Source organism: Falsiroseomonas sp. E2-1-a20 (assembly GCF_051433195.1).
Lineage (GTDB): Bacteria > Pseudomonadota > Alphaproteobacteria > Acetobacterales > Acetobacteraceae > Falsiroseomonas.
Map to the genome: position 1 here is coordinate 18,931 of NZ_JBHMFT010000017.1, position 19,106 is coordinate 38,036.

Annotated in this window: 21 protein-coding genes; 6 read left to right on the forward strand and 15 right to left on the reverse strand. The window is 72.2% G+C overall.

Translation table 11 applies throughout. The features are described 5' to 3' along the window. Positions 1 to 97: 97 nt before the first annotated feature. From ACFHPP_RS19545 to ACFHPP_RS19560, 4 genes are all read right to left on the reverse strand, one after another. Positions 98 to 1,396: a 3-deoxy-D-manno-octulosonic acid transferase gene (locus ACFHPP_RS19545; protein WP_437164912.1), complete on the reverse strand. Its 1,299-nt coding sequence runs from the start codon at positions 1,394 to 1,396 to the stop codon at positions 98 to 100. After that, the gene (locus ACFHPP_RS19550; RefSeq protein WP_437164913.1) at positions 1,393 to 2,094 is read right to left on the reverse strand and encodes a lysophospholipid acyltransferase family protein; all 702 of its coding nucleotides are present in this window, start codon (positions 2,092 to 2,094) and stop codon (positions 1,393 to 1,395) included. The genes ACFHPP_RS19545 and ACFHPP_RS19550 overlap by 4 nt, the downstream gene beginning before the upstream one ends. A gap of 81 nt (positions 2,095 to 2,175) precedes the next feature. Continuing rightward, the gene (locus tag ACFHPP_RS19555; RefSeq protein ID WP_437164914.1) at positions 2,176 to 3,222 is read right to left on the reverse strand and encodes a glycosyltransferase family 4 protein; all 1,047 of its coding nucleotides are present in this window, start codon (positions 3,220 to 3,222) and stop codon (positions 2,176 to 2,178) included. Between the two features lie 68 nt (positions 3,223 to 3,290). Then, positions 3,291 to 4,133, reverse strand: coding sequence for a UDP-2,3-diacylglucosamine diphosphatase (locus ACFHPP_RS19560; protein ID WP_437164915.1), 843 nt, complete (start codon positions 4,131 to 4,133; stop codon positions 3,291 to 3,293). 211 nt (positions 4,134 to 4,344) lie between these two features. Here ACFHPP_RS19560 and ACFHPP_RS19565 point away from each other — a divergent pair, with 211 nt between their 5' ends. Further along, positions 4,345 to 4,890 (forward strand): GAF domain-containing protein, encoded by a 546-nt coding sequence (locus tag ACFHPP_RS19565; RefSeq protein WP_437164916.1) that lies wholly within the window; start codon positions 4,345 to 4,347, stop codon positions 4,888 to 4,890. Positions 4,891 to 4,899: 9 nt separating this feature from the next. Continuing rightward, the gene (locus ACFHPP_RS19570; RefSeq protein WP_437164917.1) at positions 4,900 to 5,316 is read left to right on the forward strand and encodes a hypothetical protein; all 417 of its coding nucleotides are present in this window, start codon (positions 4,900 to 4,902) and stop codon (positions 5,314 to 5,316) included. 10 nt (positions 5,317 to 5,326) lie between these two features. Here ACFHPP_RS19570 and ACFHPP_RS19575 read toward each other — a convergent pair whose 3' ends face one another. Together ACFHPP_RS19575 and ACFHPP_RS19580 are read right to left on the reverse strand one after the other, a co-directional pair. Further along, the gene (locus ACFHPP_RS19575; protein WP_437164918.1) at positions 5,327 to 5,518 is read right to left on the reverse strand and encodes a hypothetical protein; all 192 of its coding nucleotides are present in this window, start codon (positions 5,516 to 5,518) and stop codon (positions 5,327 to 5,329) included. 119 nt (positions 5,519 to 5,637) lie between these two features. Next, on the reverse strand, positions 5,638 to 6,669 hold the full coding sequence (locus tag ACFHPP_RS19580; protein WP_437164919.1) for an ABC transporter substrate-binding protein: 1,032 nt from the start codon (positions 6,667 to 6,669) through the stop codon (positions 5,638 to 5,640). A gap of 233 nt (positions 6,670 to 6,902) precedes the next feature. Here ACFHPP_RS19580 and ACFHPP_RS19585 point away from each other — a divergent pair, with 233 nt between their 5' ends. After that, positions 6,903 to 7,940 (forward strand): Rieske 2Fe-2S domain-containing protein, encoded by a 1,038-nt coding sequence (locus ACFHPP_RS19585; RefSeq protein WP_437164920.1) that lies wholly within the window; start codon positions 6,903 to 6,905, stop codon positions 7,938 to 7,940. 18 nt (positions 7,941 to 7,958) lie between these two features. Here ACFHPP_RS19585 and ACFHPP_RS19590 read toward each other — a convergent pair whose 3' ends face one another. Beyond that, positions 7,959 to 8,834, reverse strand: coding sequence for a manganese catalase family protein (locus ACFHPP_RS19590; protein WP_437164921.1), 876 nt, complete (start codon positions 8,832 to 8,834; stop codon positions 7,959 to 7,961). Between the two features lie 232 nt (positions 8,835 to 9,066). Between ACFHPP_RS19590 and ACFHPP_RS19595 the strand changes: the two genes are divergently transcribed. Together ACFHPP_RS19595 and ACFHPP_RS19600 are read left to right on the forward strand one after the other, a co-directional pair. After that, a complete protein-coding gene (locus ACFHPP_RS19595) occupies positions 9,067 to 9,480 on the forward strand; it encodes a DUF3775 domain-containing protein (protein WP_437164922.1) in 414 nt (137 codons plus the stop codon). Positions 9,481 to 9,485: 5 nt separating this feature from the next. Continuing rightward, entirely contained in the window at positions 9,486 to 10,445 is a 960-nt protein-coding gene (locus ACFHPP_RS19600; RefSeq protein WP_437164923.1) for an NAD(P)/FAD-dependent oxidoreductase, read from the forward strand. A gap of 105 nt (positions 10,446 to 10,550) precedes the next feature. On the opposite strand, the gene ACFHPP_RS19605 is transcribed toward ACFHPP_RS19600, so the two are convergent. The 4 genes from ACFHPP_RS19605 to ACFHPP_RS19620 all read right to left on the reverse strand — a co-directional run bounded on the left by ACFHPP_RS19605 (position 10,551) and on the right by ACFHPP_RS19620 (position 13,788). Beyond that, positions 10,551 to 10,682 (reverse strand): DUF2934 domain-containing protein, encoded by a 132-nt coding sequence (locus tag ACFHPP_RS19605; RefSeq protein WP_437164924.1) that lies wholly within the window; start codon positions 10,680 to 10,682, stop codon positions 10,551 to 10,553. Positions 10,683 to 10,714: 32 nt separating this feature from the next. Further along, positions 10,715 to 11,269: a hypothetical protein gene (locus ACFHPP_RS19610; RefSeq protein WP_437164925.1), complete on the reverse strand. Its 555-nt coding sequence runs from the start codon at positions 11,267 to 11,269 to the stop codon at positions 10,715 to 10,717. Between the two features lie 80 nt (positions 11,270 to 11,349). Further along, a complete protein-coding gene (locus ACFHPP_RS19615; RefSeq protein ID WP_437164926.1) occupies positions 11,350 to 11,913 on the reverse strand; it encodes a cupin domain-containing protein in 564 nt (187 codons plus the stop codon). A 9-nt stretch (positions 11,914 to 11,922) separates the two neighbouring features. Further along, positions 11,923 to 13,788, reverse strand: a complete 1,866-nt coding sequence (locus ACFHPP_RS19620) for an SLC13 family permease (protein ID WP_437164927.1) — start codon at positions 13,786 to 13,788, stop codon at positions 11,923 to 11,925. Here ACFHPP_RS19620 and ACFHPP_RS19625 point away from each other — a divergent pair. Then, entirely contained in the window at positions 13,787 to 14,383 is a 597-nt protein-coding gene (locus ACFHPP_RS19625; RefSeq protein ID WP_437164928.1) for a DUF533 domain-containing protein, read from the forward strand. The two genes, ACFHPP_RS19620 and ACFHPP_RS19625, sit on opposite strands and share 2 nt — an antisense overlap. Positions 14,384 to 14,385: 2 nt before the next feature. Here ACFHPP_RS19625 and ACFHPP_RS19630 read toward each other — a convergent pair whose 3' ends face one another. From ACFHPP_RS19630 to ACFHPP_RS19645, 4 genes are read right to left on the reverse strand one after another with little or no spacing between them, the layout of a single operon-like run. Continuing rightward, entirely contained in the window at positions 14,386 to 14,793 is a 408-nt protein-coding gene (locus ACFHPP_RS19630; RefSeq protein ID WP_437164929.1) for a CBS domain-containing protein, read from the reverse strand. Between the two features lie 14 nt (positions 14,794 to 14,807). Further along, on the reverse strand, positions 14,808 to 15,185 hold the full coding sequence (locus tag ACFHPP_RS19635) for a response regulator (RefSeq protein ID WP_437164930.1): 378 nt from the start codon (positions 15,183 to 15,185) through the stop codon (positions 14,808 to 14,810). Further along, positions 15,154 to 18,765: a PAS domain S-box protein gene (locus tag ACFHPP_RS19640; RefSeq protein WP_437164931.1), complete on the reverse strand. Its 3,612-nt coding sequence runs from the start codon at positions 18,763 to 18,765 to the stop codon at positions 15,154 to 15,156. Before ACFHPP_RS19640 ends, ACFHPP_RS19635 begins: the two co-directional genes overlap by 32 nt. Positions 18,766 to 18,767: 2 nt before the next feature. Then, positions 18,768 to 19,052 (reverse strand): hypothetical protein, encoded by a 285-nt coding sequence (locus ACFHPP_RS19645; protein ID WP_437164932.1) that lies wholly within the window; start codon positions 19,050 to 19,052, stop codon positions 18,768 to 18,770. Positions 19,053 to 19,106 lie beyond the last annotated feature (54 nt).

Below are 19,106 nucleotides of genomic sequence, written 5' to 3' on the forward strand. Positions count from 1 at the left end.
GCCGGGCAGGACCGCATCCGCCCGATCTCGGGCGCCGTCCGTGACGCGAGCCGCCTTGGCCGCCCCCGCCCGGACCCAGTTGCCATGGCCGCACGCCCTATCGGGCCGGCGGCATCAACTCCAGCAGCGCCGCGGCCACCTGCCCCGGCAGGCCGGCCTGGCCTTCCGCAACCAAGGCGGCCTCCGCCACCATTGCCCGCGTCCTGCCATGATCCGATAGCACGGCCTCCACCTGCTCCGCCAGCGCCCCGGAATCGGCCGCGACCCGCAGGGCGCCCCCAGACTGCAGCAGCCGTGCCACGGGTTCCGTGAAGTTGGTGGTGTGCGGCCCGAGCAGGATCGGGCAGCCAAGCCGCGCCGCCTCAAGCGGGTTCTGCCCGCCATGCGGCACCAGGCTGCCGCCGACCAGGGCCACGCTGGCCAGCCGGTAGAACAGCCCCAGCTCGCCCAGCGTATCCGCGACATAGACCGCGACCTGCGCCCCGGGGGCGCCGCCGGCGCTGCGCCGCGCCATCGCCAGGCCCTGCCGCTCGGCCAGTTCGGCCACGGAGGTGCCGCGGTCCGGATGGCGTGGCACCAGCACCGTCAGCAGGTCGGGCCGCACCATGGCCAGACGTGCATGCGCCTGCAGCACCAGCGCCTCCTCCCCCGGATGGGTCGAGGCCGCGAGGAACACCGGCCGGTCGCCGAGCAACCGGCGCAGCCGGTCCAGCGCGGCCTCGTCCACCGGCAGCGGTGGCGCCGCGGCCTTGAGGTCGCCCCAGCTCAGCGGCCCCGCGGCGCCCAGGGCCTGAAGCCGCGCCCGGTCCTCCTCCGTCCGCGCCAGCACCAGGCGGAAGCCGCCGAGGATGTCCCGGGCGGTGGCCGGAAAGCGGCGCCAGCGGGCGAAGGAGCGCGGGCTGATGCGGGCATTGACCAGCGCCATCGGCACGCCGCGCCGTCGCGCCGCCTCCAGCAGGTTGGGCCACAGCTCGCTTTCCACCAGCGCCCCCGCATCCGGCCGCCAGCCATCCAGGAACCGCCCGACCCAGCGCGGCACATCGAGCGGCAGGAACCGGTGGGTGACGTGCGGCGCGTCGGGCCGCGCCAGGGCCGGCGGCAGGTGGCGCAGCAGCGTCTCCGCGCCGGTGACGGTGCCGGTGGTGACCAGCAGGTGCAGGGCGGGGTCGGCGGCGGCCAGCGCCTCGATCACCGGCAGCACGGACCGTGCCTCGCCGACGCTGGCGGCGTGCAGCCACAGCAGGCGGCCGGGTGGGCGCATGGCCGCGTGGCCCTGGCGTTCGGGCAGCCGCGCGGCGATCTCCTTGCCGCGGCCGACGCGGCGGGACAGGTGCCAGGGCAGCAGCGGCGCGGCCAGGTTCGCGGCCAGCCGCCACATCGCAGCCGGCAGCGTCATGCGCGGGCCGGCTCCACCGTGCCGCACAGCCGGTCCGCCTCGTCGCAGGCGGCGCTGAGCGCGGCGGCGATGGCGGGCAGCGCGGCCTCCGCGCCGTCCCGCGCCACCGCGATCGGCGCGCCACACACCAGCACGCCGCGGCCGAAGGGCAGCGGAAACATCATGCGGTCCCAGGACCCCAGGCGCCGCTGCGCACTGGTCGCGCCGGCCAGCGGCACCACCTGCGCGCCCGACACCGCCGCCAGCTGCGCCACACCCGGCGCCGCCTGCCGGCGCGGGCCGCGCGGGCCGTCCGGCGTGATCAGCACCGGCTGGCCCTGGCGCAGCGCCCGCAGCAGCCCCGCCAGCGCCCCGGCGCCACCGCGGCGGGAGGAGCCGTAGACCATGGCGACGCCGAACCGCGCCACCGCCGCGCCGATGAAGCGGCCATCCCGGTGCCGGCTGACCAGCACATGCGGGCGCAGCGCACGCACGGCCGGTTCGGCGGCGCCGGCCAGGTCGAACAGCGGCGGGATCAGCGGCAGGCGTTCATGCCAGAAGGCCAGGATCAGCGGCTGCCCCTGCGCCACCAGCGCCAGCGCCGGCTCCGCCCCCAGCAGCCGCCAGCGCGTGGTGCGGACCACCAGCGTCAGGTACAGCCCGACAAGCCGCGCCAGCCCGCCCTGGACCGCTGGATGCCGGATCAGCTTTCGCATCATGGGCCAGGTTGGACGCACGCCATGACAACGGCGGTAGCACGCCCCGCCGGAGTTAGGAAACCGAGCGGGTTCGGCGGCCGTTCAGCCGTGGGGTGGTGCCGGAATCGGCAGCAGGCTGTCGCGGAACCGGTGCGCGCAGGCGGCCCACGAAAAGCGGGTGGCATGCGCGCGGCAGGCCGCCCGGTCCGCCGCCAGCGCGCCGAGGCAGGCGGCGCGCAGATCCTGCTGCAACGCGCCCACCGGCGCCTGGCCGATCACATCCAGCGGCCCCGTCACCGGATAAGCCGCCACCGGCGTGCCGCTGGCCAGCGCCTCCAGCAGCACCAGCCCGAAGGTGTCGGTGCGCGACGGAAAGACGAAGACGTCGGCCCGGGCATAGGCGCGGGCCAGCGGGCCGTTGGTGCGCCAGCCGGTGAAATGCACGGCGGGGAAGCGTCGCATCAGCGCGGCGCGCTGCGGCCCATCGCCCACCACCACCTTGCTGCCGGGCAGGTCGAGCGCCAGGAACGCCTCCAGGTTCTTCTCCACCGCCACCCGTCCGGCATACAGGAAGATCGGCCGCGGCAGCGCCTCCCACGGCTCCGCCTCGCCCTGGTCCGCAGCGCGCGGATGGAAGCGCTCCAGATCCACGCCGCGCGACCACGGCACCACATGGGCGAAGCCCCGCGCCGCAAGTTCCTCGGCCAGGGTGGGCGTGGCCGCCAGGGTGGCGCCGCCGGCCGCGTGGAAATGCCGCATCAGCGCCCAGGACCAGGATTTCGGAATGCGGGTGCGGGCGTGCAGGTAGTCCGGGAACTTGGTGTGGAAGGAGGTGGTGAAGCGCCAGCCGCGCTTGCGGCACAGCGCCCGCATGGCCCAGCCGAGCGGCCCTTCCGTCGCCACATGCACCGCATCCGGCCGGAACGCCTCGACCAGCCGGGCCAGCCGCCGGCGCGGCGCCAGCGCCAGCCGGATCTCGGCATAGCCGGGGGTGGGCAGCGTGGCGAAGCCGTCGGGGCCGATCACCTCCACCACGTCGCCGCCGGCGCGCAGCTCCTCGACCACGATCTGCATGGTCCGCACCACGCCGTTCACCTGCGGCGTCCAGGCATCGGAGACGACGAGGATGCGCAGCGGTCCCGTCGCCATGGTCACCTCCGCAGCCGGAAGAGCCCCCATTCCCCAGACCTGACCTGCGTCCAACCCGCGCCCTTCGCCTAGACCGCCTCCGGCGTCTCCACCGGGGCCACTTCCGCAACCGGGGAGGCTTCCCCGGTCCGGAAGAAGCTAAAGCGGTTCTCGCGCGCCCAGTCCACCAGCTGGAACGAACCATCCGCGTGTTCAACCAGCGCGGTGCAGCTTTCCACCCAGTCGCCGTCGTTCATGTACAGGATGCCCTGCACGTCGCGCATCTCGGCATGGTGGATGTGGCCGCAGACCACGCCGTCCAGGCCGCGCCGGCGGGCTTCCTGGGCCAGTGCCACCTCGAAGCGGTCGATCGCCTTCACCGCCCCCTTCACCTGGCGCTTCAGCCATTGCGACAGCGACCAGTAGGGGTAGCCGAAGCGGCGGCGCAGCGCGTTGAAGTGGCGGTTCGCGGCCAGGGCGGCGTCGTAGGCCCAGTCGCCGAGATGGGCGATGACCTTGGCGTAGCGCACCACGCTGTCGAATTCATCGCCATGGATCACCAGGAAGCGGCGGCCATCCGCGGCCTCGTGCACCGCCTCCTTCGCCAGGCGCACGCCGGCGACTTCGAGGCCGAGCCAGTCACGGAACATCTCGTCATGGTTGCCGGGAATCCAGACCACGTCGGTCCCCTCGCGGGCCATGCGCAGCACCAGGCGGATCGCCTCGTCGTGGTCGGCATCCCAGTACCAGGATTTCCGCAGGCGCCAGCCATCGATGATGTCGCCCACCAGGTACAGCCGATCGCAATCCGTGCGGCGCAGGAAGTCCACCAGGAAATCGGCGCGGCAGCCCTTGGTGCCGAGGTGGGTGTCGGACAGGAACACCGTCCGGTAGCGGCGCCGGGAAGGTCGCAGGAAGTCGGGGCTGTTCATGGTCTCGTCCCGCCAATCTCGTCCGGGAGGTGCCGGGCCGCGATTCGGCCGATCCCGTTTCGTGGGCGGGCTGTATCGCGCGGCGCCGGCCCGCGACGTGAAGCTTGAGTGACGTGTGCTGCGCTGCACCCAGGCCCGGTGCCGGCCAGCCTGGCCTTAGCACTTCCTTCAGCCGCGCCTGACAGGTTGCGACCGGATCGAGGAGGCCGTGATGACGGAAGGAGCCATGCGCGTGGAACCGGCGGAGGAGATCGGCTGGGACCTGGCGCTCGGGCACGCGCGGCGGGAGGTGGGGCGCCTGGCGGCGCTGATGGGCGTGGATGTGCTCGACACACGGCCGGAGGCGGAGTTCGACGCGCTGGTGCAGCGCGCCGCGGCGCATTTCGAGGTTCCGATCTCCCTCGTCTCGCTCGTCGATGCGGACCGGCAGTGGTTCAAGGCGGCGGTGGGGTTGCCCGCGAGCCACGAGACCCCGCGCGCCCAGGCCTTCTGCGACCATGCGATCCGGGATTCCGCGGTGCTGGTGGTGCCGGATGCCGCGGCCGATCCGCGCTTCGCCGACAACCCGCTGGTCACCGGTGCCCCCAACATCCGCTTCTACGCCGGCGCGCCGCTGACCCTGCCGGAGGGGGCGCGGCTCGGCACGCTCTGCGTCATCGATACGGTGCCGCGCCCCGATTTCAGCCCGGAGGCGGCCGCCGCGCTGGCGGCCCTGGCCGAGGCCGCTTCCGCCCTGCTCGCCCGCCGCCAGCCCTGAGAGCCGTCCATGCCGAAGGAAGTCCGCTACGTCCTGTTCTCACCCGACGAAGTGCAGGGCGCGCTGGTCGAGGGTCTGACCCTGGCCGATCCGGGATGGGAGAGTGCGGCCGGCCCGGTGCGGCTGGACCTCGCCATCGCGCCATCCGGGGAGGTGATGGCCCGGCTGGTGCCGCGGCAGCCGCGCCTCGGGCGGCGGCGCGACTGGTGCTTCAATGCCGGGGACATGCTGACGATGCTGCTGCAATCCTGCCGGCGCAACCGCATCCCGCTGCCGCTGCGCGGCCACAAGCGGCTGGAGTTGATGGGCGCCTGCCTGTGCCTGACGGTCACGCTGAGCAACGCCCAGGTCGAGCCCGAGGTGATGCTGCAGGAAATCCGCTATATGGACCCGGCCCTGCTGCCCCTGCTCGAACGCGGGCTGTGAAGGCGACCTTCTAGGCACGGCGCTCCTGCCCCAGCGCCAGCACCGCCGCGGCGAGCCCGGCGCCCAGCGAGACCACCGCGAAGCCGGCCGCCGCGCTGAGGCCCAGCAGGCCCAGGCCCACCGCCGGCACCAGCGCCAGCGCAACCGTCGACATGCCGAGCAGGGCCGATCCGGCGGCGAGGATGCAGAGGGCGATCAGCATGCTTGGTCCTCCAGCAGGTCATAGGGAAACATTGTAGTCCCCAAGACATGCGCCTTTTTCTCGCCATGATCCAGGCAAGAAAAAGGCGGCCCCCCTGCCAGAGGCCGCCTGTGTGGCTTTCAGGTCGCAGCGGGGAAGCGCAGCTGGTCCGCCGGCGGCTGGAATTGCGGCAGGTAGAAATCCGCCGCCGCGAGCGGGGCCGGGATGGCGAAGGCGGTGCGGATGGTCTCGATCGCGGCCTGCATCCGCGCCATCGGCAGGTTGCCGAGGCCGCCGGACATCACCTCCGGCGTGCGGATGAACTCGAAATTCGCCACCAGCCGCGCCCGCTCCAGCGCCGCCGGTGCCGTCGCATCGCGCCGCACCAGGGCGGCGATGGCGGCATCCGGGTCGCGCGCCGCTTCCGCATGGCCGCGGACGATGGCGCGGATCATGCCGGTGACGATGCGCGGATTGGCCTCCGCATAGGGCCGGCGCACCTGCAGCGCGGTGGACAGCAGCGTCACGCCGAAGGCGGAGTAGCGCATGGAGAGAATATCCTCCGCCGCCACGTTCAGCGACCGCAGGCTGAACACGCCGGAGGTCTCGAAGCCGGTGATGGCATCCGCATCGCCCCGCGCCAGCATCGGCTCCCGCAGAGGCGGCGTCACGGTGATCCAGGTGACCTTGCTGGCATCGACGCCGGTGGCCTGGGCGAAGGCCGGGAACAACTGGCGGCCGGCATCGGTCTCCGGCGCCGCCAGGCGCTTGCCCTCCAGGTCCTTCGGCACGCGGATTCCGGTGCGGCGCAGCGTCATCGCCGCCAGCGGGCTGCCCTGCTGCAGCACGAAGGGGGTGATGACATCGGTGTTCGGCTGCGTCAGCCGCATCCGCATGGTGGAGGAGACGTCGCCGACGCCGAATTCATAGGCGCCGCTCGCCACCTTCACCGGCACGTCGCCCGAGCCGAAGCCGCGGTCGATGGTGACGTTGAGCCCTTCCTCGCGGAAAAAGCCGCGGTCGAGCGCCAGCAGGTAGCAGGATTGCGGCCCCTGGAAGGCCCAGTCGAGGGAGAACTTCACCGGCGTCAGCGCCGCTTGGCCCCGGGCCAGGTGCGGCGTGGCCAGCAGGCCACCGGCGGCGGTGAGGAGGATGCGGCGGGTCGTCGTCATCGGTCGGGCCTTTCCTGGTGCGCGCCTCCAGGGCGCGCGACGTTGATTCCGACCTCGAACCAAGCAACCGCCATGCCGTGCAATCGTGGCTGACCTGCACCCAACGCGGGGCCAAAGTGCCATCTTTTCAGGCGGCCTGCCGCCGTCCCAGGCGGTCGGCCACCGTGACCGCCGCGCCCGGCCCTGGCACGCCGGTTGCGATGTGTGCGGCAAACCTGCCGGAACCGCCCCGTATGCTCGTCACGCGCCAGAAAATCCTCCGCCGCTTCTGGTACCCGGTGATGCCGGAGGCCGCGCTGCCGGCGGCGAAGCCGGTGCCGTTCCGGCTGCTCGGCCAGGACATCGTGCTGTGGCGCGGGCGTGGCGGGGCGCCGGCGGCCCTGGCGGATCGCTGCCCGCATCGCGGCGCGAAGCTCTCCACCGGCTTCATCGACGAGGCGGTGCCGGACGGCCCGGCGCTCGCCTGCGGCTACCATGGCTGGGCCTATGGCGCCGATGGCCGCTGCGTGAAGGTGCCGCAGGCGGCCGACCCGCTGCGTGGCCTGAAGGGCGGCGCCCGGCCGCACCACGCCGCCAGCCGCCATGGCTGGATCTGGGTGGCGCTGGAGACGCCGCTGGCCGGAATCCCCGACATCCCCGAGGCCGCCGACCCGCGCTTCCGCCGCATCGACGAATTCCACGAGCCCTGGGCCGCGGCCGGCCTGCGGATCATGGAGAACAGCTTCGACACCGCGCATTTCTCCTACGTCCACGCGGCGACCTTCGGCATCCCGGAGGACCCGCGCCCCGCCCCTTCGACCATCGAGCACACGGATTGGGGCTTCATCATGCGGTCGGAGGCGCCGGTCTCGAACCGCGGCATCAGCAAGGAGCTGGTGAAATCGGACAGCGACCGCACCGTGCGGATCATCGAGGGCCGCTGGTTCCTGCCCTTCTTCCGCGTCAGCCGCATTGACTACCCGACCGGCCTGACCCACATCCTGTGCACCGGCGCGACGCCGATCGACGATGCCCACAGCATGATCTGCCAATGGGTCCTCCGAAATGACACCGAGGCCGACGCGCCGGCCGGGAAGGTCATCGCCTTCGACCGCGCCGTGACCACCGAGGATCGCGGCGTGCTGGAGACCACCACCTACGACGTGCCGCTGGCCATGGGCGCGGAGCTGCACATGCCGGCCGACAAGCCCGGCATCGAGATGCGCCGCCGCCTCGCCGCGCTGCTGGCCGAGCACGGCGAGACGGAGGTGCGGTTGCCGGCGGAGGACTGAGCCCCCGCCGGGATGAAATCAGGCGGATCGCCCGCGCTGCGCCATGGCGGGGTCGTTGGCGGCGGCCGGGGCGTTCACCTGGTCCGTCTGCGCGCCGCTGTCCGGACGCGGCGGCGCCAGCACCGGCTTCTCTCCCAGCGGCTCGCTGCGCATCGAGGTGAAGCGGCCCTTGCCGTCCAGTGTCGCGCCTTCGGTCCAGCGGCCGGAGGGCACCAGGCCCGACATGTCGTGGCCGAAATAGGCGTAGGCGTATTGCGCGTGCGGCTCGGTGTCCTTGTGCGAGTTCGGGATCGGAAGCTGCGCCTGGTAGCCGCCGAGTTCCTCGACCACCGCAAGCCATTGCTGCTGGTGCATGGTGTCGCGCGCGATCAGGAAGCCGAGCATGTCCTTCATGCCGGGATCATCCGTCATGCCATGCAGCCGCACCGCGAGCGCCCGGCCGGTCGCCTCCGCCATGGCGTTCGCCAGCATGTCGCCGGCGATGTTGCCGCTGGCATAGACATGGCTGCAGTTGAACGGCACGCCGTTGGCATCCTCCGGCGTCGCCGCCAGGCCGGCGGACAGGATGTGCCGCAGGTTCATGCCGTTCAGCACCGCGCCGGCCACCGGGTTCGCCGCCGCTTCCTCCTGGAACGACAGCGGCGCCTTTTCCAGGTTCAGGGCGACGGCGGTGGCCAGCATCTCGATGTGGCCGATCTCCTCCGTCCCGGTGTTCAGCAGCATGTCGCGGTACTTGGCCGGGCCGCGCGCGCCCCAGCCCTGGAACATGTATTGCAGGCAGACGCGGATCTCGCCCTCGACCCCGCCGATCGCCTGCTGCAGGGCGCGCGCGAAGACCGGGTTCGGACGCTCGACGCGCACCGGGTATTGCAGCTTGCCATCCATGTAGAACATCGCCTGGAACCTCCGTGGAAGGTGTGGACCCGGCGGCCAACGTCGGCGGCGCGAAGACGGTTCGCGCAAGACCGTTGCGCGGTGCGGACACCGACAGCGGAAACCGGCCGTCGCCGCAGGGCTTCCGCCCATTCGCGTCGCCCGCGCAATCGCGACCAGTTGAGGCGATGCGGGGGGGTCCTTCCTGCCTTTCCGCGTTGCAGCCGCACGCGCCGGATCAAGGATGTGAAGCATGAGCCACGCCAACGACCCCGATGGCGAGATCGACCTCGTCGTCAGCCTGCCCACCATCGTCGCCATCATCGACCTCGCCCGCGCCGCCGGCGAGTTGCAGGAGGAAGCGACGAATGAGGACGTGCAGGACCCGGAGACGCCCGACGAGGTCGATCCGGATGGCATGACCGATACGCTGAAGGGCCTGATCGCGGAGTTGAACGAGGACGAGCAGGCGGCACTGATCGCGCTCGCCTGGATCGGCCGCGGCGATTACGACGCAACGGAGTGGAAGGAAGCGCAGCGTCTGGCGCGGGAGCGCAACGCGGATAGCTCGGCGCCGGTCTACCTGGCAGAGATGGAGCTGCTGGGCGACCTGCTGTCGGAGGGGCTCGCCGCCTTTGGCATCGCCGCGGAGGAACAGGAACGGTAGCGGTCATGACCGAGGAGGATGCCCTGGATTGCCTGATCATCGGCGGCGGCCCCGCCGGCCTGACCGCGGCCCTGTACCTCGCGCGCTTCCGCCGCCGCACGCTGGTGGTGGATGCCGGGGAGCCTCGCGCCGCCTGGATTCCCGCCAGCCACAACATCCCCTTCTTCGCCGATGGCATTCCCGGCCCCGAGATGCTGGCCCGCCAGCGCGACCACATCGGCCGCTACGGCATGGTGGTCCAGCAAGGCCGGATCAGCATGCTGGCGCGCCGGCGCGGAGGCTTCCTGGCGCTGCTGGAGACGCCGGAGGGCGTGTCGCACAAGTTGCGGGCGCGGCGCGTGCTGCTGGCGACCGGCGCGGTGGATGTCGAACCGGCGCTGCCCGACCTGCCGGATGCGGTGCGCCGCGGCTTGGTGCGCTACTGCCCGATCTGCGACGGCTATGAATCGCGGGATCGCCGCATCGCCGTGATCGCCCCCGGCGGCGCCCGCAGCGCGCATGGCCTGGCGGAAGCCGCCTTCATCGCCCGCAGTTATACCCGGGATGTGACGCTGCTGACCCTCGGCGCGACGCTGGAACTGGATGCCGGACAACGCGAGATGGCCGCCGAGCGCGGCATCAGGCTGGTGGAGCATCCGATCGCCGGGCTGGAGATGGCGGATGGCCAGATCGCGGCGCTGCGCTTCGGCGACGGCGCGGCGCTCCGCTTCGAAGTACTGTATTCCGCCCTGGGCCTGGAGTACCGCAACGCGCTAGCGGCAAAGCTCGGGGCCGCGCAGGACCCCTCCGGCGCGCTGCTGGTGGACGAGCACGCGCAGACGACGGTGCCGGGCCTCTACGCCGCCGGCGACGTGGTGCGGGGGCTGGACCAGATCGTGGTCGGCATGGGCCACGCCGCCACCGCCGCGACCCACATCCACAACCGCTGCGAGGCGCCGACGGAGGATGAGCCGGACGGCGCCTGAACCGCCCGTCTCCTACCGACGCTCCCCGGTGATCCCCGAATGCGACGGTGGGTCGCTGGCCGGGAAGCTGTCCGCCACTTCCGCGTCCAGTTGCTGCTCCTGGTACTAGGCCTGGACCTCGGCGCGGGCCTGATGCCAATGCGCCTCCGCCTGGCCGTCCGGACAGCCTTCCTGCATCCAGATCTCGTAGGCGCGCTGCTGGATCGCGCGCTCGATGTCGTGGGGCATCTCTGGCATGGGCTGATCCTCCCGGCGTGATCCTGCGCGCGTCAGGGGCGTGGCGTCACCGCAAATGCGCGCGCGTGGGCGCGGCTGCGGTCCGGGTCGCGCTGCATCGCCGACATCGCGAAGCGGCCGAGCAGGCCGGCCGGCGCATCGTCCTGGTGCCGGCGCGGAATCGGGCCGAGCACGGCATCGCCGCCGAAGGTGGCGAAGCCGATATCCTCGTCATGCCCGGTGTAGCCCCGGCGGCCCGGCGCACCCGTATCCTCCTCCGGGGCGTCGCCGCGCCAATCCTCCTCCCGCACGTCCAGGTCCGCGGCGCCGCAGCGCATGAACACGGCCATGGCGGCCTCGGTCTGGCCCTCCGCCAGCCAGGCGGCCACCACGGCACCGCCGCGGCGGATGCCCTGGCGGAACACGAAATCCTCCTCAGCCGGCAGGTTCAGCCGGTCGATCGGCTGCAGGGCGCGGGTGCGGGGCACCGGCGTATCGCCGAACAGCGCCAGTTCCTGCGGGTCGGTGCCGAGGGCGCGGGGCAGGTCGTCCGCCGCCTGCTCGGCGTCCGTCGGCCGGTCGAACAGGGCCACGAGGATGAAGGTCATTCCGGTTGCTCCGCTTGCGCTGGGTTGTGGGTGCAACGCGGCGGGCGGTTCATTCGTTCGCGGTCGCGACCCCGATTCCGTCAGCCGGCCTCGCCCGCCTGCCGCCGCAGCACCGCCGGGTCGGCGATGGGCGTGGTATCCCAGGGCGGTTCGGGCGGCGGGTCCAGCGTCTCGAACACCGTCGCCTGCTCGATGGCGCCGGTCTCGGCGGGGCGGGGATAGGGGGTGGGGTCGGGCAGGTCAGCGCGCTTCGGGCGGCCGATGCCGATGAAGAAATCCTCAAGCCCCGCAGGCACCAGCAGCCACAGGAAGCGGAATGGCGCGTCGCCGTCGTTGATGAAGCCGTGCCGCACATGCGGCGGCGCGACCATGAAAGTGCCGGTCTCGATCCGCCGCACCACGCCATCCAGCCGCCCGAGCGCGCGGCCCGCCACCACCCAGAAGATCTCGGTCTGCGCCGGATGTGCATGTTCGCGGATCTTGCCGAGCGGCGGCAGTTCCTGGAGGCCGGCGGAAAAACCTTCCGGCGCGCCGGCATGACGTGGCGAGGTCAGCACCTCGATCCAGCCATTGGCGGGCTGCGGCTGCCAGTGCTGGTCGCCGCTGCCGGGCGGCACGAACAGCATGCGGGGTGTCTTGCTCATCCCGCAGGCTTACCCCCCGGACAGCGGCCAGACCAGCGCGATCAGCGGCACGCCGACCGCGACGACGATGACGGACAAGGGCAGGCCGAGGCGGGAATAGTCGCCGAAGCGGTAGCCGCCCGGTCCCATCACCAGCGTGTTGCACTGGTGGCCGATGGGGGTCAGGAAGTCGCAGGCGGCGCCGATCGCCACCGCCATCAGGAAGGGGTCCGGGTTCAGCCCCAGCTTCACCGCGACCGCGGCCGAGATCGGCCCCAGCATCAGCACCGTCGCGGCGTTGTTCAGGAAGGGCGTGATGGCCATGGCGAAGACCATCATCAGCGCCAAGGCGCCGGACGGCGGCAGCACCTCCACCATGCCGGACAGCCAGGCGGCGATCAGTTCCGTCCCGCCCGTGGTGCGGATCGCCTCGCTCACCGGGATCAGCGCGCCGAGCAGCACCAGCACCGGCCATTCGATGGCGTCATAGGCTTCCCGCGTGCTCAGCGCCCGCAGCAGCATCAGCACCACGGCTGCGGCGAAGAAGGTCACGCCGACCGGGGCGATGTTCAGCGCCACCACCGCCATGGCGATGCCGAGCACGATCACCGGCACCCAGCTGCGCTTGCGGCGGCCGAGCGCCACGTCGCGCTCGGTCAACGGCAGCACGCCGAGGCTGCCCAGCGCCTCCGGCATGTCGGTCGTGGCACCCTTCAGGATCAGCACGTCCCCGGCCCGGATGCGCGCCGCGTTCAGGCGCTGGGTGATGCGCTGGCCGCTGCGACTTACCGCCAGCAGGCTGATGCCGAAGCGCCGGCGCAGGTCGGATTGCAGGGCGGTGCTGCCGATGAGGGAGGATTCGGCGGTGACCACGCCCTCTATGACGCTGATCTCCTCCGCCGCGTCGCCCTCCGCGGGCTTCTCCCCGGCCAGGCGCAGCCTGGCGCGCGCCACCAGGCGTTCCAGATCCTCCGGCGCGCCTTCCAGCAGCAGCACGTCCTCCGCCAGCAGCACCCAGTCGGGCGTCGGCGCGTAGCGGCGGAAGCGCTCGCGGATGATGGTGGCGACGGTGACATGGCCCTCCCCCATCGCCTCCAGCTCCGCCACCGTCCTGCCGACCACGGGGGCGTCGGCGGGCAGCCGGGCCTCGGCGGTGTAGGCCTCCATGCTGAAGGCGGCGTCCATGGACGCGCCACGGCGGCCCTGCGGCAGCAGGCGCCAGCCAAGGGCGAGGAAGACGAAGGAGGCGAGGCAGACGCCGATGCCGACGGGGGCATAGTCGAACATCTGGAAGGGCTGGCCCGTCACCTCCTCCCGCACCCGGGAGACCAGGATGTTGGGCGAGGTGCCGATCATGGTGATCAGCCCGCCGGTGAGCGAGGCGAAGGCCATCGGCATCAGCAGGCTGGATGCGGAGGTGCCGGTGCGCCGCGCCAGCTGCATGGCGACCGGCATGAAGATGGCCAGCGCGCCGATGTTCTTGGTGAAGACGGAGGCGACCATCACCGCGCCGACCAGCGCCGGCACCTGCGTGCCGGTGGTCTTCAGGTAGGGCAGCACCGGCCGCATCAGCGTCTCGACGGCGCCGGAGCGGGAGACGGCGGCGCTGACCAGCAGCGCCGCGGCGACGATCACCACCACGTCGTCGCTGAAGCCGGAAAAGGCCTGGTCGTAGGGGATGATGCCGGCGACCAGCCCGGCCAGCAGCGCCGACAGCGCCACCAGGTCATAGGGCAGCCGGCCCCAGATGAAGGCGAGGATGGTGACCCCGATGATGCCGAAGGCGAGCCCCTGGTCCAGCGTCATGCGGCGGTCGTCATGGTTGTGGGCTTCCTGTGGGCCGGGCGGGAACGCCGCGCGCACCATTTCGTTGCAGCCCGGACAGGGGATCGGCATGACCAGCGCGCAGCAATTCATCGGCCGGCTGATGGGCTTCGGCCGCAACCGCGACGGCCAGTTCCACGCCTTGCAGGAGGAAGCGCTGGCCGAGGCCGCGCCGCCGGAACCGCCGACCCGCCGCCACCGCCACGGCCCCGAACCGCAGCGCATCGTGCAGGAGGCGCTGGCCGCCAAGATACTCGGCGCCTGGCTTCAGAACCGGCACCAGACGCTGTTCCCGCTGACGCTGAACCTCGGCACGCTGGATGCCGCCGGCCGTGCGCTGCTGGTGCGGATGATGGTCGCGGCCGCCGATGCGGATGGCGGCATCGACGAGGCCGAACAGGACCGCATCGCGGCGGCGCTGGAGGCGATCGGCGGCGGCAAGGCGGAACGGGGCCTGCTGGCGGAGGCCATTGCCACGCCCCTGCCGCTCGGCGCGCTGCTGCACCAGGTGATGGAGGCGCGGCTCGGCCCGCATGCCTACGCCGCGTCGCTGCTGGCACTGGACCGGCGCAGCCGGGTGAACCAGGCCTGGCTGGACTACCTCGCCGCCCGGCTGGCGCTGCCGGAGGAGGTCACCGCCAGCCTGAACCGGCGCTACCGGGCCTGACCTCAGGCAGGCTCCTCCGTCACCTCGCGCAGAGCCTGCTGCAGGTGGCCGCTGTCCAGCAGCAGGCGGCGCGACAGGTCGCCGAGCGTGATCCAGCCCACCACCAGGCCCTGCGCGTCGCGCACCGGCATGCGGCGGATGTGGTGCGAGGCCATCAGGTCCATGGCCGCCTGCACGCTGTCATCCTCGCCACAGGCGAAGACCGGGCGGGTCATCACCTCCCGCACCCGCACCACGCTGCAATCCAGGCCCTTGGCGACGACGCGGTACAGGATGTCGCGGTCCGTCACCACGCCTTCCAGCCGGTCCGCGGTGCCGACCGGCACGGCGCCGACTTCCAGCTCGCCCATCATCACCGCGGCCTCGCTGACCGGCACATCCGCGGCCAGGAACTCGACGTCGCGGCTCATCACCTCGGACACCTTCATGGCGCGGTGCCGGAGGGCAGGCGCGCCGCGATCTGGTCCAGCAGGCGGGAAAAATCGACCGGCTTCGGGTGGTAGTCGTCGCAGCCGGCCTCCAGCGCCTTGTCGCGGTCACCCGCCAGCGCATGCGCGGTCAGCGCGATGATCGGGATGGCAGAGGTGCCCGGGTCCGCCTTCAGCGCGCGCGCGGCGGTCCAGCCATCCATCACCGGCAGGTTCATGTCGAGCAGCACCAGGTCCGGCCGGTCGCTGCGCACCATGTCGACGCCCGCCTGGCCGTCATGCGCCAGCACCACGTCGAAGCCGCGCCGGCGCAGGCGGCGGGACAGGAAGTCCCAGATCTCCTCATGATCCTCGACCAGCAGCAGCTTCGGCATCCTGTTCTCCCTTCCCGGCGATGCGGCGGAGTTCGTGCAGCAACTCCTCCGGCACGCCGTCTTCCGCCTGCACGATGCGGCGCACCTGGCCGCGCAGCCGCTCGCGTTCACCCGGGCGCAGCTCGCGGTCCGCGATGGCGATCACCGGGATGCCGCGCCACTCCGCCCGCCGGCGCATCGCCTGCAGGAAATCGAGCCCGCCGGGTTCCGGCGCCTGCAGGTCCAGCAATACCACCTGCGGCAGCGTCTCCGCCATGCGGCGCAGCGCCTCCGGCCCGCTCTCCGCCTCGACGACGGACCAGCCCTCCGGCTCCAGCATCCGGCGCAGCTCGTCCCGCGTCGCCGCATCGTGCTCCACCACCAGGGCAAGGCCCTGTGGCGCGCGGAACGGTTCGACCACGCGCTTCAGGCGCTGCCAGTCCACCGGCTTCGGCAGGTAGTCGGCGGCACCGAGCGAGAAGGCGAGGCTGCGTTCCTGCACGAAGCTGACCATGATGACGGGGATCTCCCGCAACTCGGCATCCGCCTTCAGCGCCGACAGCACCGCCCAGCCATCCATGCGCGGCATCATCACGTCCAGCAGGATGGCGGTGGGCCGGATGGCGCGGGCGACGCGCAGGCCCTCCGCGCCGTCGATCGCGGTGCGCACGGAAAATCCCTCGCGCAGCAGGAAGCGGGACAGCAGGTCGCGGGTCGGCGCGTCGTCGTCGATCACCAGCACCGTCGCGCCCTCGCCCTGCTGCGGCGCCGGCTCCTCGACCGGCGTGGCGGCGACGCGGCGCAGGTCGGCGGGCAGCGTCAGGGTGAAGGTGGAGCCCTGGTCCGGCACGCTCTCCACCGCGATGTCGCCGCCGAGCAGGTGGCTCAGCGCCTTGGTCAGCGCGAGGCCGAGGCCGGTGCCGCCGAAGCGCCGCGTGGTGGAGGCATCCGCCTGGCTGAAGCGGCGGAACAGCTTCTGCAGCTGCGCCTCCGTCATGCCGATGCCGGTGTCGCGCACGCGGAGTTGCAGCCGCGCGGGCGCCCCGGGCAGGCGGCGCGTGGACAGCGTGATGCGGCCGCCCTCGGTGAACTTCGCGGCGTTGCTCAGCAGGTTGAACAGGCACTGCCGCAGCTTGACGGGGTCCGAGTGCATCGCGCCCAGGCCACCCTCCGCCAGGTCCAGCACCAGCTCGTTGCCGTTGCGCTGGATCAGCGAGCCGACCGTCTCCGCCACCTCCGCCACCAGCGCGTCGGCGTCGAAATCCTCCGCCTGCACCTCCATCTTGCCGGCCTCGACCTTGGACAGGTCGAGCACGTCGTTGATGAGGTCGAGCAGGTGGCGGGCATTGCCGCGGATCTTGCGGATGTCCTCGAGCACCGCCTCCGCGGTCTCGACGCCGAGATCCTCGACCTCCTCCTCCAGCAATTCCGTGTAGCCGATGACGGCGGACAGCGGCGTGCGCAGCTCGTGGCTCATGTTCGCGATGAACTGGCTCTTCGCCCGGTTGGCTTCCTCCGCCGCTTCCTTGGCGGAGACCAGCTCCTCCTCGAAGCGGCGGCGGTCGGTGATGTCGACGATGGCGCCGATCATGTGCAGCGGCTGCCCACCGCGACCGCGCGTGGTCTCGCCCTTGCCGGAGATCCAGCGCACCGCGCGGTCATCGGCGCGGATCACGCGGAATTCGAGATCGACATCGCCGCCTTCCGCCGCGATGCGCGTCATCTCGACGCCGACGCGGTCGCGATCCTCCGGATGCACGAAATCCGCCACCGCCGCCTGCACGCCGCGCCGCGGCGACGTGCCGGCGGCCCCGACCAGCCGGAGAAATCCCTCATCCATCTCGAACGCGTTCGAGAAGATGTCCCAGCGGAAGGTCCCGGTGCGGGAGGCGAGCAGGGCGGCGCGCAGCCGGTCCTGGCTTTCGCGCAGCGCGCGTTCGGTGCGCCGGGTCTCGGTCACGTCCATGTGCAGCCCGACCCATTCGCGCAGGCTGCCATCCTGCGCCAGGATCGGCACGGCGCGCGCCATCATGTGCCGCCAGAGGCCGTCGTGCCGGCGCAGGCGGTGTTCCGCCTCGTACATGGCGCGCCCACCCAGCGCCTCCCGCCACGCCGCGATCGTCGCCTCCCGGTCCTCCGGATGCACCGCGGCGAGCCAGCCATTGCCCTCGTACGCCGCCGGCGCCTGGCCGGTGAAGCTGGACCAGCTCGCCTGGTCGCCGGTGAAGGCGCCGGACGCCGGCGTGGTCCAGACGATGGCGGAGGTCGCCTCGACAAGGGAGCGGAAGCGCTGCTCGCTGCGCCGCACCTCGCGTTCGGCGCGCTTGGCGTCCTCGATGTCCGTGGAACTGCCGAACCAGCGCAGCACGCGGCCACCGCGGCCCTTCAGCGGCACGGCGCGGGTCAGGAACCAGCGGAAGCTGCCGTCGCGGGACCGGATGCGGGCTTCCGTGGTGTAGGTCTCGCCGCGCTTCAGCGCCGCGCGCCAATCGGCCTGCATCGTCGGGCGATCCTCGGGGTGGATCACCTCCGCCCAGCGGTGGCCGAGGGCTGCTTCCGCCGGCAGGCCGCAATACTGCACCCAGCGCGCGTTCACGTAGTCCAGCCCGCCATCCGGCGCCGCGGTCCAGATCAACTGCGGGATGGAATCGGCCATGAAGCGGTACTGTTCCTCGCGCTCCCGCAGCGCCTGTTCGGCGTGGCGGCGGCGGATGAACTGGCCGATCTGCTGGCCGAGCGTCGCCAGCGCATCGCGCAGCTCCGCATCCAGCCGGATCGGCTCCCGGTCGAGGAATTCCAGCACGCCGAGGGTTTCCTCCCCCGCCTTCACCGGCACGCCGATCGCGGCCTGGCAGCCATCGGCAAGCGCCGCGGCACGGCGGGCGATGGAGGGGTCGGCGGCCAGCACCGGCACCAGTTCCGGCTGGCCCTCCGCCCAGACCCGGCCCGGCATGCCTTCCCCGCGCGCGAAGCGCAGCACCGGGGTCTGTTCCGCCAGGTTGGGGGCGCGGACGTTGGGTGCGGTCCAGGTGGCGGCAGGCGCCAGGGCGGCCTCCTCCAGATCCGCCGTCCAGAACACCCCGATGTTCCAGCCGAAGCCGGTGCCGATGGCCTGCAGGATGCGCGGCAGCGCGGCATCAAGTCCGGCTTCGCTCGCCAGCACCCGGCTGACGGCATACTGCACCGCCAGCCGCGCCTCGACATCCGCGCGGTCCGCCTGGTCGCGGAAGGTGACGATGGCGCCGAGCACCTCCCCGCCGCCCGGCGCACGGATCGGGCTGGCGGCGAATTCCGCGACGAGGAAGCTGCCGTCCTGGCGCCACAGCACCTCGTTCGCCAGCCGCACGCCGCGGCCGCTGGTCAGCACCTGGCGCAGCGGCCCGTCCGCGGCCGGCTGCGGGCTGCCATCGGCGCGGCTCTGCTGGATGCGGGCATGAAGGTCCTGGCCCACCAGGCCGGCGGCATCCTCGTAGCCCAGCAGGCGCAGCGCGGCCTGGTTGACGAAGGTGCAGGCGCCGGCGCGGTCGGTGCAGCAGACGCCGACCTCCATCGCCTCCAGCGCCAGCAGCGGCAGGTCCAGCACCGCGCCCTCGGCCTGCACGGTCAGTCTTCAGGCAGGGCGGGAAACATCGCGGCCAGCGCCGCGGCGTCGGGCGACGCCGAGCCCTCGAAGCTGGCGAGCACCGTGGCGAGGTCGGCGGGGCGCAGCTTCGCCTCCTCCTTCGCCCCGCTCGCGACCAGCCGCATCAGGTCGAGCACACGTTCGCGGGGCGGCAGCGCGACCAGGCGCTCCGCCTCCTCCCGGCTCGCGGCCGCCTGCCTGTCCGCCAGGTCGTCCAGCGCCTCCACCGGCAGCCAGCCGGAAGCGGGTTGGGTATCTCGTGCCATGGGGTCTCCTCCCCTGGTAAAGTCCGGCGAAGGGGCGTGGGTTCGCCCGGGCCG